Origin of the sequence: Arenivirga flava, from assembly GCF_030161575.1 — a bacterium.
Classification (GTDB): Bacteria; Actinomycetota; Actinomycetes; order Actinomycetales; family Microbacteriaceae; genus Arenivirga; species Arenivirga flava.
In genome coordinates, this window is record NZ_BSUL01000001.1 from 674,717 (window position 1) to 698,479 (window position 23,763).

Annotated in this window: 21 protein-coding genes and 3 pseudogenes; 12 read left to right on the forward strand and 12 right to left on the reverse strand. The window is 73.8% G+C overall.

Features of this window, described 5'->3' with window-relative positions:
* Positions 1–110: 110 nt before the first annotated feature.
* The 3 genes and pseudogenes from QQK26_RS03295 to QQK26_RS16385 all read right to left on the reverse strand — a co-directional run.
* The gene (locus QQK26_RS03295; RefSeq protein ID WP_284230023.1) at positions 111–1,151 is read right to left on the reverse strand and encodes an NAD(P)-dependent alcohol dehydrogenase; all 1,041 of its coding nucleotides are present in this window, start codon (positions 1,149–1,151) and stop codon (positions 111–113) included.
* 109 nt (positions 1,152–1,260) lie between these two features.
* Positions 1,261–1,719, reverse strand: coding sequence for a PfkB family carbohydrate kinase (locus QQK26_RS16380; protein WP_431308026.1), 459 nt, complete (start codon positions 1,717–1,719; stop codon positions 1,261–1,263).
* Positions 1,677–2,258 (reverse strand): annotated as a pseudogene (locus tag QQK26_RS16385) (PfkB family carbohydrate kinase); the annotation flags it as partial. The gene QQK26_RS16380 and the pseudogene QQK26_RS16385, both read right to left, overlap by 43 nt.
* A gap of 156 nt (positions 2,259–2,414) precedes the next feature.
* On the opposite strand from QQK26_RS16385, the pseudogene QQK26_RS03305 reads away from it, so the two are divergent.
* Positions 2,415–2,945: pseudogene (locus QQK26_RS03305) on the forward strand (DNA/RNA non-specific endonuclease); the annotation flags it as partial.
* A 156-nt stretch (positions 2,946–3,101) separates the two neighbouring features.
* Here the strand turns inward: QQK26_RS03305 and QQK26_RS03310 are convergent.
* The gene (locus QQK26_RS03310) at positions 3,102–4,076 is read right to left on the reverse strand and encodes a helix-turn-helix domain-containing protein (protein WP_284230027.1); all 975 of its coding nucleotides are present in this window, start codon (positions 4,074–4,076) and stop codon (positions 3,102–3,104) included.
* A gap of 55 nt (positions 4,077–4,131) precedes the next feature.
* On the opposite strand from QQK26_RS03310, the gene QQK26_RS03315 reads away from it, so the two are divergent.
* Positions 4,132–5,439 carry an MFS transporter gene (locus QQK26_RS03315; RefSeq protein WP_284230029.1) on the forward strand — a complete coding sequence of 436 codons (1,308 nt, stop codon included), beginning with the start codon at positions 4,132–4,134 and terminating at the stop codon, positions 5,437–5,439.
* A 90-nt stretch (positions 5,440–5,529) separates the two neighbouring features.
* Complete coding sequence (locus tag QQK26_RS03320; RefSeq protein WP_284230031.1) at positions 5,530–6,171, forward strand: NADPH-dependent F420 reductase; 642 nt, start codon at positions 5,530–5,532, stop codon at positions 6,169–6,171.
* Here QQK26_RS03320 and QQK26_RS03325 read toward each other — a convergent pair.
* Complete coding sequence (locus QQK26_RS03325) at positions 6,105–6,458, reverse strand: hypothetical protein (protein ID WP_284230033.1); 354 nt, start codon at positions 6,456–6,458, stop codon at positions 6,105–6,107. The genes QQK26_RS03320 and QQK26_RS03325 overlap by 67 nt on opposite strands.
* An 85-nt stretch (positions 6,459–6,543) precedes the next feature.
* Positions 6,544–7,506: an IS481 family transposase gene (locus tag QQK26_RS03330; protein ID WP_284230035.1), complete on the reverse strand. Its 963-nt coding sequence runs from the start codon at positions 7,504–7,506 to the stop codon at positions 6,544–6,546.
* A 132-nt stretch (positions 7,507–7,638) separates the two neighbouring features.
* Between QQK26_RS03330 and QQK26_RS03335 the strand changes: the two genes are divergently transcribed.
* Positions 7,639–7,821, forward strand: coding sequence for a hypothetical protein (locus tag QQK26_RS03335; RefSeq protein ID WP_284230037.1), 183 nt, complete (start codon positions 7,639–7,641; stop codon positions 7,819–7,821).
* Between the two features lie 39 nt (positions 7,822–7,860).
* Here the strand turns inward: QQK26_RS03335 and mgrA are convergent, their stop codons facing one another.
* Together mgrA and QQK26_RS03345 are read right to left on the reverse strand one after the other, a co-directional pair.
* A complete protein-coding gene (mgrA, locus tag QQK26_RS03340; RefSeq protein ID WP_284230039.1) occupies positions 7,861–8,862 on the reverse strand; it encodes an L-glyceraldehyde 3-phosphate reductase in 1,002 nt (333 codons plus the stop codon).
* A 25-nt stretch (positions 8,863–8,887) separates the two neighbouring features.
* Entirely contained in the window at positions 8,888–9,334 is a 447-nt protein-coding gene (locus QQK26_RS03345; RefSeq protein ID WP_284230041.1) for a helix-turn-helix domain-containing protein, read from the reverse strand.
* A 162-nt stretch (positions 9,335–9,496) separates the two neighbouring features.
* Between QQK26_RS03345 and QQK26_RS03350 the strand changes: the two genes are divergently transcribed.
* From QQK26_RS03350 to QQK26_RS03360, 3 genes are read left to right on the forward strand one after another with little or no spacing between them, the layout of a single operon-like run.
* The gene (locus QQK26_RS03350) at positions 9,497–12,688 is read left to right on the forward strand and encodes a DUF5107 domain-containing protein (RefSeq protein WP_284230043.1); all 3,192 of its coding nucleotides are present in this window, start codon (positions 9,497–9,499) and stop codon (positions 12,686–12,688) included.
* Positions 12,688–13,911 (forward strand): cellulase-like family protein, encoded by a 1,224-nt coding sequence (locus tag QQK26_RS03355; protein WP_284230045.1) that lies wholly within the window; start codon positions 12,688–12,690, stop codon positions 13,909–13,911. The genes QQK26_RS03350 and QQK26_RS03355 overlap by 1 nt, the downstream gene beginning before the upstream one ends.
* Positions 13,908–16,136, forward strand: a complete 2,229-nt coding sequence (locus QQK26_RS03360; protein WP_284230047.1) for a beta-galactosidase — start codon at positions 13,908–13,910, stop codon at positions 16,134–16,136. The genes QQK26_RS03355 and QQK26_RS03360 overlap by 4 nt, the downstream gene beginning before the upstream one ends.
* A 22-nt stretch (positions 16,137–16,158) precedes the next feature.
* Here the strand turns inward: QQK26_RS03360 and QQK26_RS03365 are convergent, their stop codons facing one another.
* Entirely contained in the window at positions 16,159–16,461 is a 303-nt protein-coding gene (locus QQK26_RS03365; RefSeq protein ID WP_284230052.1) for a transcriptional regulator, read from the reverse strand.
* On the reverse strand, positions 16,458–17,282 hold the full coding sequence (locus QQK26_RS03370) for a hypothetical protein (RefSeq protein ID WP_284230054.1): 825 nt from the start codon (positions 17,280–17,282) through the stop codon (positions 16,458–16,460). Before QQK26_RS03370 ends, QQK26_RS03365 begins: the two co-directional genes overlap by 4 nt.
* Before the next feature lie 147 nt (positions 17,283–17,429).
* Here QQK26_RS03370 and QQK26_RS03375 point away from each other — a divergent pair, with 147 nt between their 5' ends.
* The 3 genes and pseudogenes from QQK26_RS03375 to QQK26_RS03385 all read left to right on the forward strand — a co-directional run bounded on the left by QQK26_RS03375 (position 17,430) and on the right by QQK26_RS03385 (position 20,714).
* Positions 17,430–17,930, forward strand: coding sequence for a MarR family winged helix-turn-helix transcriptional regulator (locus tag QQK26_RS03375; protein ID WP_284230056.1), 501 nt, complete (start codon positions 17,430–17,432; stop codon positions 17,928–17,930).
* Between the two features lie 54 nt (positions 17,931–17,984).
* Positions 17,985–18,926 carry a helix-turn-helix transcriptional regulator gene (locus tag QQK26_RS03380; protein ID WP_284230058.1) on the forward strand — a complete coding sequence of 314 codons (942 nt, stop codon included), beginning with the start codon at positions 17,985–17,987 and terminating at the stop codon, positions 18,924–18,926.
* Between the two features lie 802 nt (positions 18,927–19,728).
* Positions 19,729–20,714: pseudogene (locus tag QQK26_RS03385) on the forward strand (aldo/keto reductase).
* A gap of 22 nt (positions 20,715–20,736) precedes the next feature.
* On the opposite strand, the gene QQK26_RS03390 reads toward QQK26_RS03385, so the two are convergent.
* Positions 20,737–21,657: a GTP-binding protein gene (locus QQK26_RS03390; RefSeq protein ID WP_284230060.1), complete on the reverse strand. Its 921-nt coding sequence runs from the start codon at positions 21,655–21,657 to the stop codon at positions 20,737–20,739.
* A 45-nt stretch (positions 21,658–21,702) separates the two neighbouring features.
* Between QQK26_RS03390 and ykgO the strand changes: the two genes are divergently transcribed.
* A complete protein-coding gene (ykgO, locus tag QQK26_RS03395) occupies positions 21,703–21,825 on the forward strand; it encodes a type B 50S ribosomal protein L36 (protein ID WP_284230062.1) in 123 nt (40 codons plus the stop codon).
* A gap of 9 nt (positions 21,826–21,834) precedes the next feature.
* Here the strand turns inward: ykgO and QQK26_RS03400 are convergent, their stop codons facing one another.
* On the reverse strand, positions 21,835–22,665 hold the full coding sequence (locus QQK26_RS03400) for an aldo/keto reductase (protein ID WP_284230064.1): 831 nt from the start codon (positions 22,663–22,665) through the stop codon (positions 21,835–21,837).
* Positions 22,666–22,804: 139 nt separating this feature from the next.
* On the opposite strand from QQK26_RS03400, the gene QQK26_RS03405 reads away from it, so the two are divergent.
* On the forward strand, positions 22,805–23,758 hold the full coding sequence (locus tag QQK26_RS03405; protein WP_284230065.1) for a Gfo/Idh/MocA family protein: 954 nt from the start codon (positions 22,805–22,807) through the stop codon (positions 23,756–23,758).
* Positions 23,759–23,763: the final 5 nt, after the last annotated feature.

Consider the following 23,763-nt stretch of genomic DNA (forward strand, 5'->3'; position numbering starts at 1 on the left):
CTAGGGCGGTCCGCCCGCTGCGGGGAGCCCGCTCCGGGCGCGGACCCAGCTACGGCGACGGGGCGCGGTCCCGATGGACCGCGCCCCGCATCCGCTCGACGGGATCGGCGTCAGATGGTGCTGGCGTCGATGACGAACCGGTACCGCACGTCGCTGCTCATCACGCGCTCGTACGCCTCGTTGACCTGGTCGGCGTCGATGAGCTCGACCTCCGGCGCGATGCCGCGCTCGGCGCAGAAGTCGAGCATCTCCTGGGTCTCGGCGATGCCGCCGATCGACGAGCCGGCGAAGGAGCGCCGGTTGTTGAAGAGCGAGAAGACCTGCACGGGCAGCGGCTCCGGCGGGGCGCCGACCGAGACGAGCACGCCGTCGAGGCGCAGCAGACCGAGGTACGCGCCGAGGTCGAGCTTCGCGCTGACCGTGTTGATGATCAGGTCGAACGTGTTCGCCAGGGTGTCGAAGGTCTCCGACTCCTTCGTGGCGTAGTGCGCGACGGCGCCGAAGCGCTCGCTGTCGGCGTGCTTCGCGGTGGTCTGCGAGAGCACGGTGACCTCGGCGCCCATCGCGGCGGCGATCTTCACGGCCATGTGGCCGAGGCCACCGAGGCCGACGACCGCGACCTTCTTGCCGGGGCCCGCCTTCCAGTGCGCCAGGGGCGAGTAGGTCGTGATGCCGGCGCAGAGCAGCGGCGCGGCGGCCTCGTAGGGGATGGACTCCGGCACGCGCAGCACGAAGTCCTCGTCGACCACGATGTGAGTCGAGTAGCCGCCCTGGGTGATGCTGCCGTCGCGGTCGACGGCGGTGTAGGTGCCGATGTTGCCCTCGTAGCAGTACTGCTCGAGGCCGGCCTTGCAGTTCTCGCACTCGCGGCAGGAGTTGACCATGCAGCCCACGCCGACGCGGTCGCCGACGGCGTGCGACGAGACCTCGTCGCCGACCTCGGTGACGACGCCCACGATCTCGTGGCCGACGACCTGCGGGTACTGGATCTCACCCCACTCGCCGCGCACGGTGTGGATGTCGCTGTGGCAGATGCCGGCGTAGGCGATCTCGATGAGCACGTCCTTCGGGCCGACGTCGCGGCGCTCGATGGTGGTGCGGATGAGGGGTTCGGTGGCGGAGGGGGCGGCGACGGCGTTGACAGTGCGCACGGGATTCCTTCGTTTCGTTCGTGGAGGGGCGCGGGACGTGCCCGCCTCGCCAGGCTACGCCCGGGCAGCTGAGCGGATGCGTGATGAGGGGTGCCCTGAGAGGGCGCGGTCAGGTTGCGAGGAACGCCTCGACCTCGGCACGGCGGGGGATGGAGCCGGCCGAGCCGAGCGTCGTGACCGTGAGCGACCCCGCGCCGAGCGCGAGCCGCAGTCGTTCACCGAAGTCCGCACCGGCGGACGCGGCGAGGTAGCCGACGAACGTGTCGCCGGCCGCCGTGGTGTCGACCGCCTCGACGCGTCGCGCCGGCGCGCGACCGGTGACGCCGCCGACCGCGTAGGCGGCACCCTCGGCGCCGAGGGTGCAGACGGCGTCGGCGCCGATGGCCTGCGCGACGGCGGCGAGCAGGGCGTCGATGCCGGTCGTCTCGGCGGCGCCCCCTCGGGGCCGGCGCCCGTTGCGACGCCGAGCAGCTCGGCGACCGCCTCCAGCTCGTGCTCGTTCACGACGAGCAGGTCGACGTCGTGCACGAGCTCGTCCGCGCTGGTGGGCGCCGGTGCGGCGTTCCAGACGACGGTCGCGCCGGCCGCGCGCGCCGCGGCGGCCGCGGCGCGGTTGACCTGGGCGGGGATCTCGTCCTGCAGCAGCACCAGCTCGCCGGGCTGCAGCGCGGCGAGCTGCGCCTCGATGCTCTCGACGGGGAAGCCTCGGTTCGCGCCGGGCAGGACCACGATGGAGTTCTCCGCCGCGTCGTCGATCATCACGATCGCCCGTCCGGTCGGCACGCCCTCGAGCCGCTGCACGCCCTCGACATCGATGCCCTCCGCGGCGATCGCCCCCACGACGGCGTCGCCGTCGTCCGCTCCCGCCGCGCCGACGAAGCGGACGGATGCCCCGCCCCGCGCCGCGGCGACCGCCTGGTTCGCGCCCTTGCCGCCGAGCGCTGTCGAGACGCCGAGCGCGGTGATCGTCTCGCCCGGGGCGGGGAGGGTGCGGACGCGGATGGAGTCGTCGGCGTTCATGCTGCCGATCACGACGACGGAGGGGGTGCTCATGACCGTCAGCGTGGCAGCGGGCCGCGACGCTGCGCAACCGCCGAGGATGCGCATCCGCCCTTCCCTCCTGTCGGTGGTCGCTGCTTGGCTGGAGGAGTGACCGGATACGCCCCCGAGTTCCTGCCCGTCGACGTCCCGCTCCCCGTGCCCCTCGCACCGCGCCCGATCCGCGAGCTCGACTACCAGCACTTCACCGTGCTGCTCGACCCTGTGCGCCGCCTGGCTGCGGCCACCGCGGTCAACATCGACGGGGACCGCCTCGTCGACGTGCCGCGCGGCGACGACTGGCGATTCGACCCGCGCGTTCCGGAGTCGGAGCAGTGCGGGAACGAGCTGTACCGCTCGAACGACCTCGACCGCGGGCACCTGGTGCGCCGCCGCGACCCGGTCTGGGGCGAGCCGCAGCTCGCGCGTCGCGCGAACGCCGACACGTTCGCCTACACGAACGCCGCGCCGCAGGCGGCCGGCTTCAACCAGAGCGGCGAGCTGTGGCTCGGGCTCGAAGACCACGTGCTCGCCTACGCCGAACGGCATCAGCATCGGGTGAGCGTGCTCACCGGCCCGGTGCTGGCCGAGGTCGACCCCGAGTACCGCGGGGTGCTGATCCCGCAGGAGTTCTGGAAGGTCGCCGTCTGGTCGGACGACGACGGCATCGCGGCAGCGGGCTTCCTGCTCGACCAGCGCTCGGCGCTCGAGCCGATCGTCACCGCGCTGGCGGTGCCGCCGCCGCTCGAGCCCTTCCGCACCTTCCAGGTGACGGTGGCCGACGTGGCCGCCGCGACCGGTCTCGACCTGGGTCCGCTGCTCGCCGCCGACGTGCTCGCCCGCCGCGGCGTGCGCGCGGGGAGCCGCCGCGGCGACTTCGGACGGCCGACGACCTCGTGCTCGGCTGAGCGCTCAGCCGCCGAGCGCGGATCGGCCCACCAGCGCCTCGCCGAGCTCGCTCCGGCGGAACCGCACGCTGCGGTGCTCGCGGCGCGCCTCGAGCAGCCCGCCGTCGCGCAGGGCGCGCAGGTGCTGGCTCGCGGCCGAGGCGGTGATGCCCCGACGCACCGCGAGCTCGGTGGGCGACATCGGCAGCTCCAGCTCGGCGAGGATGCTCGCCCGCGTCGCTCCGATGAGCCTCGCGAGCGCGGCGGCCGGTGGCGGTGGCGTGCGCTCGTAGAGGGCGCCGAGACCCCGCGCCGGGTAGAAGACCATGGGCGGCTCGTCGCCGGCGATCGGCGCGGAGGCGTTCTTGGTGAACAGCGTCGGCACCAGCGTGAGTCCCGCGCCGACCGAGCGCAGCTCGACGTCGCCGGGCATGGACCGCAGGCGCACCTCGACGACCGAGCCCCGCAGCCGCACCGTCGGGGCCAGCGTCTCGAACATGCCCGCGACGCCGCGTTCCGTGATCTGGCGCGCTCGGTGGAGCACGTCGGCCTCGAGCAGCGCCCGCCATCGCGGCCAGAACGGCTCGATCGCCCGGCGGTGGTACGCGTCGACCGCTCTGAGCGCGCGGTCGCGCACCTCCAGCGGATCGCCCTGCAGCGACTCCGGTGGTGCGAGCGGATGCACGGCCGCCAGATCGCGCGCGACCGTCGCCGTCGGCGTGGTCGCCACCGCGGCGAGCTCGCGTTCGAAGACCCCGAGCGGCGAGGCCGGTCGCGGGGTGAGGAAGTCGGGCGTCCAGAAGCGATCGTCGCAGAGCGCCCGGAGCATCGGCTCGTCCAGATCGGGCAGCACGCGCTCCAGGTGGCGCAGCCATGCCAGGTGCAGCGGGAAGCGCCCGGGGTCGCGCAGGGCGCGCAGGCTCAGCGTCACCTCGGTCAGCGGCGACACGGCGAAGCGGACCTCCGCGAAGTCGCCGGGGTCGAGGCGGTAGCGCAGCATGAAGCGCAACGCTACATGTCTGGTCCGTCCGCGCAGCGCTCGGCACAGTGGTCGGGTGACCCAGCCGGAGACCTCGCCGAACCCCGTCGTGGGCGCTGCACCGCCGCATCCGATCCCGTCCGAGACGACCAGCCCCGCGGGCGACGGCGCGCTCGCCCTGCTGCGACGCGACCCGCTGCTGCGCGGCCTCGTCGCCTCGACCCTGGTGGGCGCCCTCGGTCGCGGCGTGTTCTTCACGCTCACGGTGCTGTACTTCACCCGGTTCGTCGGCTTCGACCCCATAGCGGTCGGCGCAGGGCTCACCGTCGCGGGCGGCATCGGCGTCGCGACCGCCCTGCTCGGCGGCACCCTCGCGGACCGCTTCGGCGCCAAGCCGGTGCTCGTGCTGCTGACCCTGCTGCAGGGCGCCTCGCTCGCGGCCTACGCCTGGGCTGCGCACTACGCGGTGTTCCTGGCGCTGGCCGCACTGGTCGTCGGCTCGACCAACGCCGGGTACTCGGCCCGGTCCGCGCTCGTCGCGCGGGGCTTCGCCAGCGCCGACCAGGTGACGGCGCGGGCCACCATGCGCGTCGCGACCAACGTGTCGATCGCGATCGGCGCCGCCATCGCAGCGCTCGCCCTCGCCGCCGACACCGCCGAGGCGTACCGCCTCGCCATGAGCGGCGCCGGAGCGGTCTACCTCGTCAGTGCGCTGCTCGTGCTGAGGCTGCCGGCTCGCGACGTGCACGCGGGTCCCGCATCCGGTGAACGGACGCCGCAGCGCAGGCCCTGGCGCGATCGCCGCTACCTCGCGCTCACCGTGTTCAACGGGCTGGCCGTCATGCAGTTCACGCTCTTCGAGGTGGGCGTGCCCGTCTGGGTGGCCGAGCACACGAGCGCCCCCGACGTGCTCGTGTCGCTGCTGCTGCTCGGCAACACGGTGCTCGTCATCGCGCTGCAGATCCCGCTGGCGCGCGGCACCGGCGGGGTGCGCGGCGCCTCCCGTGCCGCACTGCTCGCGGGCATCTTCATGGCCGGCGCCTGCGGCCTCTACGCGGCCTCGAGCGTCGGCGCCGGCGCGGTGGTGGTCGTCGTGCTGCTCGGCGCCGCGGTCGGCCATTCGGTCGCCGAGCTGCTGTTCTCGGCCGGCGGCTGGTCGCTCGGCTTCGAGCTCGCCGACCAGCGACGCGCCGGTGCCTACCAGGGCATGCTCGGCGTGGGCACGGCCCTCGGCTCGATGGCGGCGCCGCTGCTCATCACGGCGACCGTGCTCACGCTCGGCGCGCCGGGCTGGGCGGTGCTGGCGGCGGTGTTCCTCGCCGCCGGCGTCGGGATGCACCGCATCAGCCGCAGCGCCCTGCGCGCCGGCGTCGGACGGGTCTGAGCGCATCCGCTCGTCGGCGCATCGCGACCATGCAGCGGTGCATCCGCTCGACGCAGGAATGCCGTAGTCCCGAGCCGGGTTGCCGCCCTCATGACGACATTCGGCATCATCGGAGCAGGCAACATCGGTTCGCAGGTGGCCCGCGCGGTCATCGCGCAGGGGCACGAGGTGGTGATCGCCAACTCGCGGGGCCCGGAGACCCTCGCCGAGCTCGTCGCCGACCTCGGTCCGCAGGCTCGGGCCGCGACCGCGCAGGAGGCGGCCGAGGTCGCGGAGGTCGCCGTGGTGACCGTGCCGCTGCACGCGGTGGAGCGCATCCCGGCGGCCCCGCTGGCCGGCAAGATCGTGCTCGACACGAACAACTACTACTGGGAGCGCGACGGCCGCATCCCGGCGCTCGACGCCGGCGAGACGACGACCAGCGAGCTCGTGCAGCGTCACTTCGCCGACGCGAAGGTGGTCAAGGCCTTCAATCACATCCAGGCCGCGGCGATCACGGCGGAGGGTCAGCCCGCCGGCAGCGCGGATCGGCGCGCGCTGGTCGCGGCGAGCGACTTCCCGGAGGCGACGGCCTTCGTCACCGCGCTTTACGACGGGATCGGCTTCGACACCGTCGACGCGGGGCCGCTCGCCGAGAGCTGGCGCATCGAGCGCGACCGCCCCGGCTACGTGGTCCGGCTCACGGCCGACCAGCTGCGCGAGAAGCTCGCCGAGGCGCCGCGCACGATCTGACCGCGGCGGCCCCTTCGCCGAACGACGGAGACCAGCAGTCGTGCGAGCGTATCCACACGCCTCAGGGCGTGATCTCGGTGGGAGACGCGGCGCGCATCGGCGGCATCTCCGTCGTTTGGCGAGAGGAGCTCGGGGCCTGGCCGACGGGCGGACCCGCGGCCGAGATCGCCGCCGTCGAGGAGCACGTGCTCGAGGTCGGCCTCGGCGTGGAAGGCGCTGGCGCGCACCTCGTCCAACACGCCCTGGTCGATCGAGGGGATGCGGGGCGTCGCGGGGGAGAGGCTCATGCCCGAACGGTGGCGTCGGCCAGCGGCATCCGAGCCACCAGCTCCGGATGCGGTGGAACCTCCGCCCGCGCGGCCGGCGCTGCGGCTAGGTGTAGTTCCCAGTGAGGTTGTGAACGCGGTCGGCGGGCGTGAGCCCGCCGATCCCGGTGTGGGGCCGGTGGTGGTTGTAGTGGTGGATCCAGTCGACGTAGGTCGCTGAGCGGGCTTCGTCGGTGGAGTAGAGCCGTTCGTAGGCCCACTCGGTCGCGAGGGTGCGGTTGAAGCGCTCGACCTTCCCGTTCGTCTGTGGCCGATAGGGGCGGGTGCGTCGATGCTTGACGTCGCCGAGCGCCGTCGCGAAGACGCGGGAGCGGTAGCAAGAGCCGTTATCGGTCATCACCGCGCTGACGGTGAAGCCCGCGGTCTCGAAGAACGCCCGCGCCCGCAACCAGAACCCGGCCGCGGTCTCCTTGCGCTCATCCGTGTGCTGCTCGGAGTAGACCAACCTCGAGTAGCTGTCGATCGCGTGATGCAGGAACGCGTAACCCCGGCCCCGCTTCTTGTTGTGCCGGTTCCCGACCGTGCGGCCGAGCATCCGGTGCCCGCCGCCGTCAGGGATGCGCCCGAGCTTCTTGATATCGATGTGGACCAGCTCGCCCGGCCGGGTCGCCTCCATCCGGACCGGGGCAGCCTTGCGAACGGGGAGCCCGGTGGCCTGATCGAGATGCACCAGGCGTGGCATCCGGTAGCGGGCCAGGACCCGCTCGACCGTGGAGCGCGGGATGCGCAAGCGGTAGCCGATGCGGTGCGGACCCCAACGGCGGGTGAACCTCAGCGCGACGATCCGCCGCTCCCGCCGCCGCGTCGTCCGCGATGGCGAACGATGCGGCGTTGAGGACCGGTCCGTCATCGCCTGCCCGGCCCGGAACCGGGCAGCCCAACGCGACGCGGTCGCGGGCGAGCACTGGAACCGCTCCGCAGCGCGGCGCACCGACCAGCCCTCGATGACGATCAGACGGGCCAGACGAGTCCTGCCCTCCGGGGTGAATGGCGCGTTAGCGTGGGTCACGAAGGCCTCCGTGGATGGTGGTGTGTGTCGTAACTCACATCGTCCCGGAGGCCTTCGCTAACGACCCCAACGTTCACAACCTCCCGAGGAAGTACAGCTAGGCTCGGAGGCACCTGGGGGAACGGGGGAGCGATGGACTGGCTGATCGTGGCGATCGCCGTGGCGGTGATCGCCGTCATCGTGGCGACGACCGTGCTCGCGGTGCGGGACCGGAACGCGTCGCCGACGCTCGACGACGAGGCGTTCGACCCCGAGCTGACCGAGCTCGAACGCGCCGCGGCGGCACGGCGCCGCGCCGAGCGACGACGGCGCTGAGGGTGCGCGGGGTGGCCCGCGCGTTCTCGTGCGTGCGGGTCAGCCGGCGAGGCCCTGGATGGCGTGGGGCTCGATCGCGGCCAGCTCGTCGTCGGTGAGGTCGGGGCCGTCGAGCGCGGCGACGTTCTGCTCGAGCTGCGCGACGCTCGAGGCGCCGATGATCGCGCTCGTGATGCCCGGATGCCGCAGCACCCAGCGCAGCGCGAGCTGCGCGAGGCTCTGCCCGCGCTGCTGGGCGATGCCGTTCAGGGCGCGGGCGTGCTGCAGGTACTCCTCGGTGATCGAGTGCTCGCCGAGGAACCGGCTCGTCGCCGCGCGCGAGTCGGCCGGCACGCCCTGCAGGTAGCGGTCGGTCAGCAGGCCCTGCGCGAGCGGGGAGAACACGATGCAGCCGGCGCCGATCTGCTCGAGGGCGTCCAGCAGGCCGTCCTCGATGCGGCGCTCGAACATCGAGTACCGCGGCTGGTGGATCAGCAGCGGCACCTTGAGGTCGGCGAGGATCGCGGCGATGGCGATCGTCTGCTCGGGGGAGTAGTTCGACACGGCCGCGTAGAGCGCCTTGCCCTGCTGCACGGCGCTGGCGAGCGCACCGGCGGTCTCCTCCAGCGGCGTCTCGGGGTCGGGACGGTGGTGGTAGAACACGTCGACGTAGTCCAGCCCCAGCCGCTCGAGACTCCGGTCGAGCGAGGCGAGCAGGTACTTGCGCGAGCCGTGATCCCCGTACGGGCCGGGCCACATGTCGTAGCCGGCCTTGCTCGAGATGATCAGCTCGTCGCGGTACCGGCCGAGACCGCCGGCGAGGATGCGCCCGAAGTTCGTCTCCGCGGCGCCGTAGGGCGGGCCGTAGTTGTTGGCGAGGTCGAAGTGCGTGATGCCCAGGTCGAAGGCGCGGTGCACGATCGCCTGCTGGGTCTCGACCGGGCGCCCGTGCCCGAAGTTGTGCCACAGCCCGAGCGAGAGGGCGGGCAGCTGCAGACCGCTCCGACCCGAACGGCGGTACTGCATGGACGAGTAGCGGGTGTCATCGGCGACATGGCTCATGGGCCACGAGCCTAGCGAGCGCGGGTCATCCCTTGCGCTGGGCGCGGTAGGCGCTCGGGCTGAGCCCGTGGTCGCGGGCGAAGCGGCGCGAGAAGTAGAGCGGATCGGGGTGGCCGGTCTCGCGTGCGATGGCGGCGATCGTCAGCTCGGTCGTGTCGAGCAGGATGCGCGCCCGCGCCATCCTGCGCGCCCGCAGGTACGCGACCGGTCCGGCGCCGGTCGCGGCGCGGAACAGCGCGCGCAGGTGGGACGTCGAGACGCCCGCGTGCGCGGCGAGCTCCGGCATCGCGACCGGCTCGGCGAGGCGCTCGTCGAGCCGGCGCATCGCGCGCGCGAGGGGCGCGCCCGCGTCGGGGCGCATCCGCTCGCTCAGCACCGTGGCGAGCAGCGACCAGCAGAGCGCGGACGCCGCGGCCAGATGGGCCGGGGTCTGACCCCGCTCGAGCTGCGCGATGAGCTCGTCGAGCAGCACGAGCGCGCGCTCGGGGAGCGCAGGCGCTGCGGCTCGCCGCCGCCGAGCGCCCGAGCCGCCTCGACGGCTTGATCGCCGCGCACATGCAGCCACCAGATCGTCCATGGGTGCTGCCCATCCGCACCATACCGCGCGAGGGCGCGCCGCCGTAGCGTCGAGCCCATGCCCACGTCAGCGTCGATCGAACCGCTCGTCCTGCCGACCCCGCCCGCCGACGAGGCCGCGGTGCTCGACGCCGGCGGCGTCGCCTGCTGGAGCGGCGACGTGCGGATGCGCACCTACGAGCCCGCCGAGCCGGACCGCTTCCCGGCGTTCTTCGATCGCCGCGTCTACCAGGGCTCCGACGGCCGCGTGTACCCGCTGCCCTTCACCGACCGCATCGCGGCCGAGGGCGTCGACCGCGACTGGCGCGCGGTGGTCGTCGAGAACCGCTGGCTGCGCGTCGTGGTGCTGCCCGCCCTCGGCGGGCGCATCCACGCCGTCCTCGACAAGACGTCGGGCGCGGACCTCTTCTACCGCAACGGCGTGATCAAGCCGGCGCTGGTCGGCCTCGCGGGACCGTGGGTCTCGGGCGGCGTGGAGTTCAACTGGCCCCAGCACCACCGCCCCGGCACCTACCTGCCCGTCGAGACGAGCGTCCAGCGGGACGACGACGGCACCGTCACGGTCTGGCAGGGCGACGTGGACCCGCTGCAGCGGATGCGCGGCACGCACGGCGTGCGCCTGCGCCCGGACTCCGCGGCCCTCGAGGTCGTCGCCCGGCTGCAGAACCGCACCGACGAGCCCCAGAGCTTCCTCTGGTGGGCCAACGTCGCCACCGAGGCGCACGCGCACTACCGCTCCTTCTTCCCCGACGACGTGCGCCACGTGGCCGACCACGCCCGCCGCGCGATCACCGCGTTCCCGACCGCGGACCGGCCGTACTACGGCGTCGACTACCCGAACCGCGCCTCCGCCCGCCTCGACGACTACGCCGACATCCCCGTGCCCACGTCCTACATGGTCACGGGCACCGCGGACCCGTTCTTCGGCGGCTACGACCACGCCGCCGGCGTCGGCTTCGTGCACTGGGCCGACCACGACCTCTCACCCGGCAAGAAGCAGTGGACCTGGGGGCACGGCGAGCTCGGCCGCGCCTGGGACCGGCAGCTCAGCGACGACGGCCGGCCCTACCTGGAGCTCATGGCCGGCGTCTTCACCGACAACCAGCCGGACTTCAGCTGGCTCGCGCCGGGCGAGACGCGCACGTTCGCGCAGCGCTGGTTCCCGATCCACGCCATCGGCGCGCCGCAGCAGGCCTCCCGTGACGCCGCGCTGAGCGTCGAGGTCGCCGAGGGCGAGCTGCGCCTGGGGGTCGCCGCGAGCCGCATCGCCGAGGGCGAGCTGCTGGTCGTGCTGCCGGGCCGCGAGCACCGGCTGCCGGTGCGCCTCGAGCCGGGGCGGCCGGTGCAGCGATCCCTGCCGGCGCCCGGCGTCGCATCGCGCGACGACGTACGCGTGGAGCTGCTGGTCGACGGGGCGCCGGTGCTCGTCTGGGCCCGGCACGACGAGCAGCCGACGCCCTGGTCGGCCACCGCCCCGCCGGAGCCCGCGGCCATCGACGGCGTCGACGAGGCGCTGCTCACCGCGCAGCACCTCGTGCAGAACCGGCACCCCACCCGCAGCGCGCTGCCCTACCTGGAGCGGGCCCTCGCGCTCGACCCGCAGGACAGCCGCGCCCACCTCGCCCTCGCCGAGTACCGGCACCGCCGCGGCGAGCTGGACGCCGCGCGCGAGCACCTCGACGCCGCCGAGGCCCGGCTCACCCGGCGCAACCTCAACCCGCGCACCGGCGAGCTGCACCACCGGCGCGCCCTGCTGCTCGAGCGTGCCGGCGACGACCGCGGCGCCCGCGCCGCGTTCGTGAAGAGCGGATGGGACACCGGCTACGCCCTGCCGGCCCGCCTCGGCGCCGCCCGCGCCCACCTGCGCCTCGGCGAGGCGCCGGAGGCACTGGAGCAGGCCCGCGCTGCCGTCGCCGTGGATCCGGCGAACCCCGCGGCCCGCGCGCTGCTCGTGCTGGCGCTGCGGCGCACCGGAGGGGACGCCGCCGCCGAGCTCGCCGCGGCCCGTGCAGCCGACCCGCTCGATCCGCTGCTGGCGGCGCTCGACGACGACCTGCATCCGCTCGATCCGCGCACGCTGCTCCTGGTGGCCTTCGAGCTCGAGCGCAGCGGCGAGCCCGAGCTCGCGGTGCGCTGGGCTGCAGGGGCCGCGCAGGCCGGGGCGAGCGCATTCGGCAACCCGGCGCCGCTGGCGCACTACCTGCGTGCGCGCATCCTGGACGACCCGGCCGAGCGCGCCGCCGCCCGCGCCGCCGACCGGCGCTGGGCGTTCCCCGACGGGCTGGACGAGGAGGGCGTGCTGCGCGACGCGATCGCTGCGGAGCCGCACGATCACGTGGCCCTCGGCCTGCTCGGCCAGCTGCTGCTCGGCGCCCGTCGCGGCGATGAGGCGGCGACCGTGCTCGACGCCGCCGTCGCGGCCGGCAGCGACGACCCGGTCGTGCTGCGCAGCGCCGCGATCGCCGCGGTGAACGCGCGCGGCGACCTGGACCGCGGGGACGCGCTGCTCGCGGCGGCCATCGCGAGCGCCGGCCCGATGCCGCGGCTCGTGTTCGAGCGCGACCAGCTCGCCCGACTGCGCGGCGTGGGCCCGTTCGAGCGCCTCGCAGCCCTCGAGGCGAGCGGTGCCGCACTGCACGAGCGCGACGACCTCACGGTCGTGCACCTGGGCCTGCTCGTCGACGCGGGGCGCGCCGAGGAGGCGCTCACGGTGCTCGAGCGGAGGCGGTTCCAGCCCTTCGAGGGCGGCGAGGGGCAGGTGCTCGCGGTCTTCGACCGCGCCAGCCTCGCCGTCGCTGCGGGACTCGACCCGATCGGGGCCGCAGCCCTGCTGGACGCCGGACTGACGGCCCCTGAGCAGCTGGGCGAGGGTCGGCACCCGGGCGACCCGATCGCGGAGCGGCTCGTGGCCGCGGGCGACGCCCACGCCGCGGCCGGTGACGCGGACGCCGCCCGCGAGCGCTGGCGGCGCGCGACGGTGCGGCTCGACGTGGCGCCGCGACCGGCCCGGGAGGACGACCACTGGGTGGGTCTCGCCCACCTGCGCCTCGGCGAGCGCCGCGAGGCGGAGGCCGTCTGGGCGGATCTCGACCGGGCGGCGGACGAGCTTGAGGCCGCGCCGCTGGCGCCGGACTACTTCGCGACCTCGTTGCCGGAGCTGCTGCTCTTCTCGGTCGATGATCCGGTGGGGCGCTCCGAGCGCGTCGCCCGCCTGCGGGAGCTGGCCGGGCTGGGAAGGAGCGCCGCCTGATGGAGCGCAGCACGATCTGCTTGTGGGACTTCTCCTGGTACACCCTCGCCGGACCAGGCGAGCCCTACGCCGACCTGGAGCGGGTGCTCGACGAGACGCAGGACTTCGGGTACACGACGGTGCGCATCTGCGCGGCGCCGCTGCTGCTCGCCGGCGGGCTGGGCCTCGACGACCTCGCGGAGTCGCTGCCGATCGAGGGCCTCGGCCGTCGCGAGACCGGGTACTACGGGGAGCGGACTCGCTGGTACGCGGTGCCCGGCGGGTTCTCGACGCCGATCGCCGAGCGGCTGCTGCAGCTGCTCACCGGGTTGCAGCGGCGGGGCATGACGGTGATCCTCTCCAGCTGGGAGTACCAGCAGTCGGCGGCCTTCGCGGGCGATCGTCGCTGGCACGACGCCGTCACCGCGGTGCCGATGGACGAGCGCCTGCCGACGTTGGCGCGCGCCTTCACGGCGCTGCTGCACCGCATCCGCGACGCCGGCCTGCTCGCAACGGTGGCGCTCGTGGAGCTGCACAACGAGATCGACTTCTCGCTGCTGCCGGCCCTCGACGCGGTGGCTGTGCGCTCCGTCGACGCGGTGCGGCGGGAGCATCCGTCCGTGCGCGTGACGATCAGCATGGGCAAGCCGCCGCACCTCGCGATGCACCGCGTGCCCGCGGGGCTCGACGCCGGGCAGTTCCACGTCTACTCCTACGGGGTGCTCGACGCGCTGCAGGCGGCGATCGACATCCGGCTGACGGCGAGCGAGGGGTTCCCGAACGCCGCGCTGCGCGCCCTGCAGCGAGCGGATGCGTCGAGCTGGGCGGAGTACGGACGTCCGGCGGCATGGAAGCTCGAGGCCACCGTCGTGACCGACCAGATGTTCTACGGCTACGACACGATCGACGCCGACCGGTGGGACACCTGGCTGCTGGAGCATTACGGGCCCTACCGTGAGGTGATGCGCCGCGAGATCGAGTCGCGCACCATCGCGATCGCCGAGTGGGGGCGCTGGCGGGGCGTGCCGACGCTGGTCGGCGAGGGGTGGATCGGCTACACCCCGCTGCACGGGCGCTTCGAGGAGGGGCCCGTGGGTCGGGCGCTCGCCGAGCACGGCATCGCCACGGCCTGGGAGCAGGGCGTGGCGGGCGTCGTGACGTGCTCGAACGCCGCCCCGCACCATCCGATGTGGACCACCGACGCCGCCTGGCAGCGTCGCATGAATCAGGAGTTCCTGCGTTGACCCTCTCCCTCGACCTCCGCGACTGGGCCGCCGACGAGGCGCCCGCGCCCGCATCCGGTCCGCACGACCGCGTCGCCGTCACGAACCGGCGGATGCTGCTCGACGGCCGTTCCTGGATCCCCGTCTCCGGTGAGATCCACTACTCCCGGGTGCCGCGCTCCGAGTGGCGCGAGCGGCTGCTGCTCATGCGCTCCGGTGGCATCGATGTGATCGCCGCCTACCTGTTCTGGAACCACCACGAGCAGCCGGACGGCAGCCTCTCCTTCGACGACCGGCTCGACGTGGCCGCCTTCGTGCGCCTGTGCGCCGAGCTGGACCTGTTCGTGGTGCTGCGCATCGGGCCCTGGGCGCACGGCGAGTCGCGCAACGGCGGCTTCCCAGACCGCGTGCAGCGCGCCGCGGTAGTGCATCGCACCGACGACCCGGCCTACCTCGAGCTGGTGCGGCCCTGGTACACGGCGATCGGCGAGCAGCTCGGTGGTCTCTGCGGGCCCTCGTCGAACGTGATCGGCGTCCAGATCGAGAACGAGCTCTACGACCAGCCCGGGCATCTCGCCACCCTCAAGCGCATGGCCATCGAGGCCGGCCTCGCCGCGCCGCTGTTCACCGCGACGGCTTGGGGCGGCGCGCAGCTGCCCGCCGGAGAGCTCCTGCCCCTCTACTCCGGCTACGGCGACGGCTTCTGGGCCGAGGCCGGGGCGCCGTGGGACGAGACGTTCCGATCGCACTTCCTGTTCTCGGACGAGTGGGACGACCCGGGCGTCGGGGCGGATGTGCGCGGTGGCACCGGTGTCGCGGCGGAGCGGGACACCGCGTTCCCGCCGGCGACCTGCGAGCTCGGCGGCGGCATGGCCTCCACCTACCACCGCCGCATCGTGCCGAGCGGGGCGGACATCGCCGCCGTCGCGAACGCCAAGCTCGGCAGCGGTTCGGCGTGGCAGGGCTTCTACATGGTCGCGGGCGGAGCGAACCCGCCCGGCACCGAGCTGCAGGAGAGCCATGCGACGGGCTACCCGAACGATCTGCCGCGCTACGACTACGGCTTCCAGGCCGCCATCGGCGCGAGCGGCGAGCTCGGTGCCGCCCACGCGCCGCTGCGCGGGCAGCACGCCTTCCTGCGGGCCTTCGCGGAGCAGCTGGCCGCGACGCCGACGTCGTGGCCGGCCGTGCTGCCGTCCGGCATCGACGACGCGGCGACCCTGCGCTGGGCGCACCGGGGCGGCTTCGTCTTCGTCAACCGCCACCAGCCCCACGTGCCGCTGCCGCCGCTGCACGGGGTGCGGCTGCGGGTCGGCGACCGCACCCTGCCGCACGAGCCGATCACGATCCCGACCGGAACGATCGCCCGCTGGCCGGTCGGGCTCGATCTCGGCGGCTCGGTGCTGCGGTACGCCACCGCGTCGGCGCTGACCGTGCTCGGCGACGGCGCGCTCGTGCTCGTCGCCGACGAGGCGGTGCCGGTGGAGTTCGCCGTCGATCCCGTCGTCGTCGTCGAGGGGGACGTCCGCCGTATCGCGCCGGGCGTCTACCGCGTCGACGTCGAGACCGCCGCGTCGGTGCGTGTCGGCGACGACAGCCTCGTGCTGCTGCCCGTGCGCGATGCCGATCGGCTCTGGGTGCTCGAGACGCCTTCCGGCCGCGAGCTGCTGCGCAGCGCGTCGCCCCTCTGGCACGACGGCGACCGCCTCGTCGCCCGTTCGGGCGCCGCGCCGGTCGTCGAGCGATGGTCGGTGGGCGGATGGGAGCGGCTGGCCGCCGAGGGCGCGCCCGGCGCGCATCCGCCCCGCCCCGTCGAGGCGCAGCGGGTGTCGGACGCCCTGCCGCCGCTGACCGGCTACGGCACCTCGCAGGGCCGGGCGTCGGCCCCATCCGCCGACGTGGTCGTCGAGCGCGCCGCCGAGCTGCAGCTCACCGGGCTCGGCGCCGCGCAGCCCGGCGTGCGCCGGCTGCTGACGCTGCACTGGGCCGGCGACGTGGGGCACCTCGAGGTCGACGGCGTGCTCGTCGCCGACCGGTTCTGGGACGGCGGCGCATGGACGCTCGACCTCGACGCCCTCGGGGTCGGCGACGAGGCGACGCTGCGCATCCTGCCCCTGCATCCCGACGCGGAGATCTGGCTCGAGGCGGCGGCGTTCGACCGGCGCCGCTCGGCGCGCGAGCCGGAGGCCGTGCTCGACGGCGCCTCGCTCGAGCGCGTCGCCGCATGGACGCTCACCCGGCGATGAGGTCGCCCAGCGGCGCCGCGGGTCAGCCCGCGGCGCCGCCCGTGATGGCGTGCAGCGCGGCGACGTGCGCGGCGAGCGCTGATCGTCCCGCGCCCGTGGCCGCGACCCAGGTGCGCGAGCGCCCGCCGAGGGTGCGCTTCTCGACCCGCACGTAGCCGAGCTCCTGCAGGTGGCTGATGGCCTTGCTGAGGGGCGAGTCCGCCACATCGAGGAGCTCGCGCAGGGTGGCGAAGTCGGCTTCGTCCACCTCGGCGAGCGCCGCCATCAGCGAGAGGCGCACCGGAGTGAGGAGCGCCTCGTCGAGCTGGTGCCGCGGGTGGCTCATCGGGCGCGCCGGGGGAGTGCGGAGAGGGCGACTGGAGCCGCTACGACGACGCCGATCGCGAGCGCGACGGGGAGGGTCTGCGGGCCGGCGAGGGCGATCAATGCCACATCGCCGAGGAGCAGCAGCACCGAGAGGCCGAACGCCGCCCAGTGCCCCCGTCCCCACTCCATTCCGACGCGGGCGAGGCTCCACGGGCTCTCCTTGGCGGCCAGGGCGACGAACATCGCCACGATCACGAGCAGGAGTATTCCGAGGCTGGCCACGGGATGCCCCTGACCGACGGCGATCGCCCCGAGCAGCGCGGCTGCTGCTGCGGTGAGTATCCGGGCGGAACGGCTGAGCGGCTCCGTCGGCCACTCCGCCGTGGTCGTGCGTCCGCTCGCCGCGGCGGAGCGCTGCATGCGCTGCAGACGCACTGCGGGCGCGGCGGCGAAGACCGCCGCGCCCACGGCACCGACGACCGCTCCCGACCATGCCGGCAGCGAGACCAGTATGGAGAGCGCGAGCGACGAGACGATCAGGACCAGGCTGGCGACGAGCATGATGATGTCTCCGGCGCGCAAGCCCCGGCGCACGCCGGAGTGCTCGCGCGCGCCCTCGAGGATCGCGCTGTGCAGCACCAGCGCCGCGATCATCATCTGAGTGACCGCGGGGTCCTCGGCGATCGCGGTGAGCGTGGTCAGCAGTCCGATGTAGAGCCCGAGCAGCACGCCGAACCAGACGTTCACCCACTCGTAGGCACTGCCGCGGGCCGACGACCGCTGGCGTACGCGCTCGATCGTGCGCAGCGCCTCGAGATCGTCCATCCGCTCGCTTTCCATGTGGAAACCCTATTCGCTCGCTTTCCGATTGGAAAGCCCCGATCCGCGACGGCGACACGCAGCGCTTGCGCAGGTGCAATGCGAGGACGATGCTCGTCCTCTCAGTACCGTCGCTGGTACCGCCCACCCCCTTCGAGGAGCACCCCGATGACCACCGAAGCCCCGTCCCAGCCCGCGGAGCACGCCGCGGAGCATCTGCGCAGCGACCGCGGTGAGCACGCCGACGACGCCGCCTGGGCGGTCGAGAGGCTTCGGCTCGCGGAGTCGCAGCTCGGGCGGCGTCGCCAGGCCGCCTGCGGGCCCAGCGACACCGATCGCGCGGCGATGCGCTTCGTGCTCGAGGAGACCGATCTCGGCCGCCTCGTCACGCCGAGCGACCTCGGCGAGCATCTCGGCATCGTCTCCTCCTCGGTGACCGGACTGCTGGAGCGGCTGCGCGACGGCGGCCTGATCGAGACCCGCCCGCACCCGAGCGACCGGCGCAGCAAGGTCGTGCTGCCGGTCGACCGCAACGACGACCCGGAATCGGTCGATCCGCTCTCCGCCGTCATCCGCTCGCTCGCCGCGGAGCTGGACGAGGACGAGGCCGCTGCCGTCGCCCGGTTCCTCGACCGCGTCGCCGCCGCGGTCGACGAGGAGTGCCGCTGACCGGGGTACTCCCCGTGCCTCCCGGTGCGGACCGCGGGTGCGTAGCGTGAGGGGATGCACGATGCCGCAGAGGTCCGCGACTTCCTGACCACCCGCCGCGCGCGGCTGACCCCGCGCGAGGCCGGTCTGCCGTTCGCGGGCGGGCAGCGTCGCGTGCCCGGGCTCCGTCGGGAGGAGGTGGCGATGCTCGCCGGCGTGAGCGTCGACTACTACACGCGACTCGAGCGCGGCAGCCTGGGTGGGGCCTCCGACGCCGTGCTCGATGCGCTCGCCCGCGCACTGCGACTCGACGAGGCCGAGCGCGAGCACCTGCACGACCTGGCGCGGCTCGCCAACGCCTCGCCGACGGCCAGGACGCGCGCCCCGCGCTCCGCGAAGCCGTCCGTGCGTGCGTCGCTGCAGCGCGTGATCGACGCGATGCCCGCGGTGCCGGCCATGATCCGCAATGAGCGCCGCGATCTGCTCGCGCTCAACACCGTCGCCGCCCGGCTCTACACCCCGGTGCTCGCGAACGAGGCGAACCGGTCGAACCTCGCCCGCTTCTGCTTCCTCGATCCTGCGTCGCGGGCGTTCTTCTCCAACTGGTCGACCTCGGCCGGCGACCTGGTCGCCAGCCTGCGCAAATCCGCCGCCGCCGACCCCGACGACCGGGGGCTCACCGACCTCATCGGCGAGCTGACGGCACGCAGCGACGCCTTCGCGCAGTTCTGGGCGGCGCACCGGGTGCGGTTCCACCAGAACGGGGCCAAGCGCATCCGGCATCCCGAGGTCGGCGAGCTGCGCCTCGACTACGAGTCCATGCCGCTGCCCGCCGATCCGACGCTGTCGCTGGTGGTCTACACCCCCTCCGACGACGCGACGGCGGATGCGCTGGCCCTGCTGGCCTCGCTCGCCGCCACGGAGCGCGCGGCGTCGGGCGCCGCCGCCGAGCCGTCCGCGGCGTCGTCGACCGGCGTCGAAGCGAGCCGAGGCGCCGACCGGGCCGACGAGGCGTGACCCCACGCACCCGGGGGTGAGACGGGTCGGCGCGCCGTACTCGGGAGCCGAGGCGGGACCACGCCTCGCGTCCTGGGGATGGAGGCGGGTCGACGCCTCGCGTCCTGGGGTAGAGGCGGGTCGACGCGAGGCATCCGACGACCGACCCGGCCTGACGGAGGGCGTCGAATGCGAGGGTCCGGTCACCGATCGGCGCTGCGTCCCGCTCGGGACCGCAGCACGCTCCCGTGCGATTCGGAGGAGCTGATCCGTTCCCGACCCTGCAGCGACGCATCCTCACGACGCTCTCAAGCCTGCAGACTTGTTGCCGATCGTCCTCGCGGCGGAGCATCCTCCGAATCGAACACGGGCCCCTCCGATCCTGCAGAAGGGGCGGTGGCGAGTCACCGGCCTTCGGCGAAACGGCGGAGACGGGCGGTGACAGGTTGTCGTGACAGGGCGTTTCTGGAGATCATCAAGCGCACGGGCTTGATCGCAGGGCGCCGCTCCGCCGCCCCTCCGTCGTTTGGCGAATGGCGAACGGCGAGCGGCGAGCACGCGGCGAGCGACGGCAAGCGTCAGGGGGCAGGGAGCGGACGCGGTCAGCGGATGCGATCAGCGAGCGCCGTCGACCAGCAGGCTCAGTCGATCGGATGCGGTCGGCTGCACGACGGCGCGACCGACGGCACCGACCCCGCAGCCCGGACCGCCGGCGCCCCGAGGGGCCCTGCGGGTACCGGGCAGCGCGGCCACTGGCGGCGCGCATCCGCTCGTCATGGAATGGGAGCGCACGAAGCAGGCGGCACGTAGGAGAGGACGCAGGATGCACACGAGGATGCTGGGCCAGGGGCTCGAGGTCGGAGCGATCGGCTTCGGGGCGATGGGCATGTCGATGAGCTACGGGCCGAACCCGGGCGACCGCGACGAGATGGTCGGGGTCATCCGGCACGCGGTCGAGCGCGGAGCGACCCTGGTGGACACCGCCGAGGTCTACGGGCCGTACGTCAACGAGGAGCTCGTCGGCGAGGCGATCGCCCCGATCCGCGACGACGTGGTGGTGGCGACCAAGTTCGGCTGGAACATCGTGGACGGGCGGATGCGGGGCACCGACTCGCGCCCCGAGCAGATCCGCCGCGTCGCCGAGGGCTCGCTGCGCCGGCTCGGCGTCGAGGCCATCGACCTCTTCTACCAGCATCGCGTCGACCCCGACGTGCCGATCGAAGAGGTCGCGGGCGCGGTGCGTGAGCTCATCACCGAGGGCAAGGTGAGGCACTTCGGGCTCTCCGAGGCGGGTGCCGGCACGATCCGCCGGGCCCACGCGGTGCAGCCCGTCACGGCGCTGCAGAGCGAGTACTCGCTGTGGACGCGCGACCCCGAACCGGAGATCCTGCCGACGCTGATCGAGCTCGGCATCGGCCTGGTGCCGTTCAGCCCGCTCGGCAAGGGGTTCCTCACCGGCTCGGTCGGCGCCGATGCGACCTTCGGCGAGGGCGAGTTCCGGGCGACCACGCCCCGGTTCGAGGCGGGGAACCTGGCGGCGAACCAGGCGATCGTCGAGCACGTGCGTGCTCTTGCGGCGCGCCGCGGCGCGACCCCGGACAGGTAGCGCTGGCCTGGCTGCTGGCGCAGCACCCCATGGTCGTGCCGATCCCGGGCACCCGCCGCATCGACCGGGTCGACGAGAACGTCGCCGCCGCCGCCGTCGCGCTCTCGGCCGACGACGTCGCCGACCTGAACGGGCTGGTCGAGCGGATGGGCGTGGCCGGCGAGCGCTACGGCGAGGCGGGCATGCGCGCGGTCGGGCTCTGAGCGGCCCCGGCCGCACGGGGGCTCAGCGCTCCGAGCGCGTCGTCAGCGGGAGCCGGTCCGGGAACGAGCGCCACTGCTCGGGCCCGGCGAGCAGCTCGGCGGGGGAGAGCACGGCGTCGAGCAGCGCGGCCTCCAGCGCCGCCGGGCGCAACCCCCAGCCGAGCACGACCAGCTCGTGCCCGGACGGCGCCTCCTCGCCCGCCCGAAGCAGCCCGAGGTGCAGCGCGTCGCCGAGCCCGCTGAACTCGACCAGCTCACCCGGGCGGGTGGCGACCCGCGCCACACCGCGGGCCGCGGCGATGCGCCCGACGTGCTCCCCGACGAAGCGCTCGGTCAGCGCCGTCATGAGCCGCTCGGGATGGAACGGGCGCGGGTCCGAGAGGTGCAGTGCCCGCAGATCCGTCGCGAACCACTCGCTCCCGCGTCCGCTCGCGGCGAGCTGCGACCAGGCCGGCGCCGGGCGACCGCGGTGGGCGATGCGCAGCGGCTCGTCGCCGAAGCGCGCCGTGGGGGCCAGCGCCCGTGCCACCGCCATCGCGCGTCCGTTCGGCCGTGCGTCGCGCGCATCGGCGAGCTGCACGATGTCCGCCGCCTCCAGGCGGTCGACGACGAGCTCGGAGGGCACGGAGCCGTATCCGCTCAGCTGCGCCTCGAGCTCGCCCAGGCTCAGCACGGAGAGCACGGTGAGCCTCGGGGCGGCGCCGTCGAGGAGGCGTTCGAGCCGCGATGCGACGTGCTCCGCGGCGACGTCGGCGTCGAGCGCGGCGACGATCGTGGCGCCGTCGGCAGCGCCGACCGCCTCGACGATGCGGGCCAGCTCCGGCGACGCGCCCGAGCGGATGCGCAGCGGCACCGATCCGGGGAAGCGCCGGGCCGCCTCGTCGAGCGCCTCCTCGTCCGAGAGCGCGGCGACGAGATGCAGGGCTGCGTGCGGGGAGGGCATGGCGCTACTCTAGACGAGAATCGTTCTCAGTAAGGAGCACTCACCATGAAGGTCCGCAACTCGCTCAAGGCGCTCAAGAGGATCCCCGGCTCGCAGATCGTGCGCCGCCGGGGCCGCGTCTACGTCATCAACAAACAGAATCCGCGCGTCAAGGCCCGGCAGGGCTGAGCCCCGAGGTCAGTGACCGTCGACGTCCGAGTCGACGCCCGCATCCGGCCCCTGCGACAGCTCGCCGAGCCGGGCCAGCTGGGCGTCGTCGAGGACGAAGTCGAACACGTCGAGGTTGGCGCGCATCCGCTCCGGGTTCTGCGACTTGGGCAGCGGCACGAGGCCCTGCTGCACGTGCCACCGGAGCACGATCTGCGCGGGCGTGCGGCCGTGCTCCTCGGCGATCGCGCTGATAGCCGGGTGCTGCAGCAGGTCGCCGCCCTGCCCGATGGGCGACCAGGACTGCGTGACGATGCCGTGCTCGGCGGCGTAGGCCCGCTGCGCCTCGCGCGGGATCGTCGGGTCGATCTGGATCTGGTTCACGGCGGGCACGAGCCCGGTCTCTTGCTCGAGCGCCCGCAGGTGCTCGGCGGTAAAGTTCGAGACGCCGATGGAGCGGGCGAGACCCCGCTCGCGAAGGCCCGCGAAGGTGCGGAACGTGCTCGCGTACTCCCCACGAGCCGGCAGCGGCCAGTGGATGAGCAGCAGGTCGACGTAGTCGAGGCCCATGAGCTCGAGACTGCCCTCGAGGCCGGCGACGGCGCGATCCTCGCCCTGGAACTCGCCGTCCAGCTTCGTGGTGACCCAGACGTCCTCGCGCGGCAGCCCGGAGGCGATCACGCCCCGGCCGACGCCGCGCTCGTTGCCGTAGCGCCGGGCGGAGTCGACGTGCCGGTACCCGATCTCGAGCGCGTCGAGCACGGCGCGCTCGGCGCCGTCGTCGTCGAGCGGCCAGGTGCCGAGCCCGAGCTGCGGGATCGAGCGTCCGTCGTTGAGGGGGATGAGCGGGGCAGTGAGCATGGAGCGTTCCTCTCGTCGAGATGGTTCGCTCACGCTATCGTCGCGGCCTCCCGGACGCGCGGGCTCTGCGCTCGCACCGAGGCCGGTAGGGTCGACGGGTCGCCGACCGGCGACGGCAGCGGATGCGCGGAGGAGCAGGATGATCAGGGTCGCCACGATCGGTACGAGCGTCATCACGAACGCCTTCGCGGCGGCGGTGCAGCGCACCGACGGCATTCGGATCGACGTGGTCACCTCCCGCGCGCCCGACCGTGCCGCGGCCGCCGCGGCCGACCTCGGCGTCGCCGACTCCGCGCACGACCTCACCGAGCTGTACGCCTCGGACCGCATCGACGCCGTCTACATCGCCAGCCCGAACAGCGCGCACGAGCAGCAGGCGCTCGAGGCGGTGCGCGCGGGCAAGCACGTGATCGTCGAGAAGCCGGCCGTCACCGCGGCCGCCGGCTGGCGCGCCCTGGTCGCCGAGGCCGAGACGCACGGCGTCGTGGTGCTCGAGGCGATCCGCAACGAGTACGACCGCGGCATGACCGCGGTGCGCGAGCTGCTGCCCGGCCTCGGCGCGATCCGCCGCGTGAGCTTCCGCAGCGAGCAGCGCTCCAGCCGCTACGACAGGGTGCTCGCCGGCGAGCACGTCAACATGTTCGACCCGGCCATGGCGGGCGGCGCGCTCTTCGATCTCGGCATCTACTGCGTGCATCCGCTCGTCGCGCTCTTCGGCGAGCCCGTGAGCCTCGCGGCAGCGCAGGTGCCCGTGCGCTCGGGCGTCGACGGCGCGGGGCATGCGCTGCTGACCTACGAGGGCTTCGTGGCCGACGTCTCCTACTCCAAGATCACCTCATCGCGGCTGCCGAGCGAGATCCAGGGCGAGGTCGCCAGCCTCGAGATCGATCACATCGCGAGCCCGCGCCGCCTGGTGGTGCGCGGCCACGACGGCGCCGAGACGGTGCGCGAGCTGGCCGACCCGCAGCACGTGCTCGACGACGAGGTGGCCCGTTTCGTCGAGCTGGTCACGAGCGGGGCGGATGCGAGCGTCGACCACGCGCGCACGGAGGCGACCCTGCGGGTCATGGAGGCCATGCGCGCCGACTGGTGACGCGC

What these genes read in the sequence shown, in the direction of transcription:
- QQK26_RS03310 (WP_284230027.1), bottom strand. Translation starts at nt 4,076, where the DNA reads ATGCTGCGCTACCGCCTCGACCCCGGCGACTTCGCGGAGGTCCGCTTC.
- QQK26_RS03320 (WP_284230031.1), top strand. Translation starts at nt 5,530, where the DNA reads ATGACGACATTCGGCATCATCGGAGCAGGCAACATCGGTTCGCAGGTG.
- QQK26_RS03325 (WP_284230033.1), bottom strand. Translation starts at nt 6,458, where the DNA reads ATGAGCCTCTCCCCCGCGACGCCCCGCATCCCCTCGATCGACCAGGGC.
- QQK26_RS03335 (WP_284230037.1), top strand. Translation starts at nt 7,639, where the DNA reads ATGGACTGGCTGATCGTGGCGATCGCCGTGGCGGTGATCGCCGTCATC.
- mgrA (WP_284230039.1), bottom strand. Translation starts at nt 8,862, where the DNA reads ATGAGCCATGTCGCCGATGACACCCGCTACTCGTCCATGCAGTACCGC.
- QQK26_RS03350 (WP_284230043.1), top strand. Translation starts at nt 9,497, where the DNA reads ATGCCCACGTCAGCGTCGATCGAACCGCTCGTCCTGCCGACCCCGCCC.
- QQK26_RS03355 (WP_284230045.1), top strand. Translation starts at nt 12,688, where the DNA reads ATGGAGCGCAGCACGATCTGCTTGTGGGACTTCTCCTGGTACACCCTC.
- QQK26_RS03365 (WP_284230052.1), bottom strand. Translation starts at nt 16,461, where the DNA reads ATGAGCCACCCGCGGCACCAGCTCGACGAGGCGCTCCTCACTCCGGTG.
- QQK26_RS03370 (WP_284230054.1), bottom strand. Translation starts at nt 17,282, where the DNA reads ATGGAAAGCGAGCGGATGGACGATCTCGAGGCGCTGCGCACGATCGAG.
- QQK26_RS03375 (WP_284230056.1), top strand. Translation starts at nt 17,430, where the DNA reads ATGACCACCGAAGCCCCGTCCCAGCCCGCGGAGCACGCCGCGGAGCAT.
- QQK26_RS03380 (WP_284230058.1), top strand. Translation starts at nt 17,985, where the DNA reads ATGCACGATGCCGCAGAGGTCCGCGACTTCCTGACCACCCGCCGCGCG.
- QQK26_RS03390 (WP_284230060.1), bottom strand. Translation starts at nt 21,657, where the DNA reads ATGCCCTCCCCGCACGCAGCCCTGCATCTCGTCGCCGCGCTCTCGGAC.
- ykgO (WP_284230062.1), top strand. Translation starts at nt 21,703, where the DNA reads ATGAAGGTCCGCAACTCGCTCAAGGCGCTCAAGAGGATCCCCGGCTCG.
- QQK26_RS03400 (WP_284230064.1), bottom strand. Translation starts at nt 22,665, where the DNA reads ATGCTCACTGCCCCGCTCATCCCCCTCAACGACGGACGCTCGATCCCG.
- QQK26_RS03405 (WP_284230065.1), top strand. Translation starts at nt 22,805, where the DNA reads ATGATCAGGGTCGCCACGATCGGTACGAGCGTCATCACGAACGCCTTC.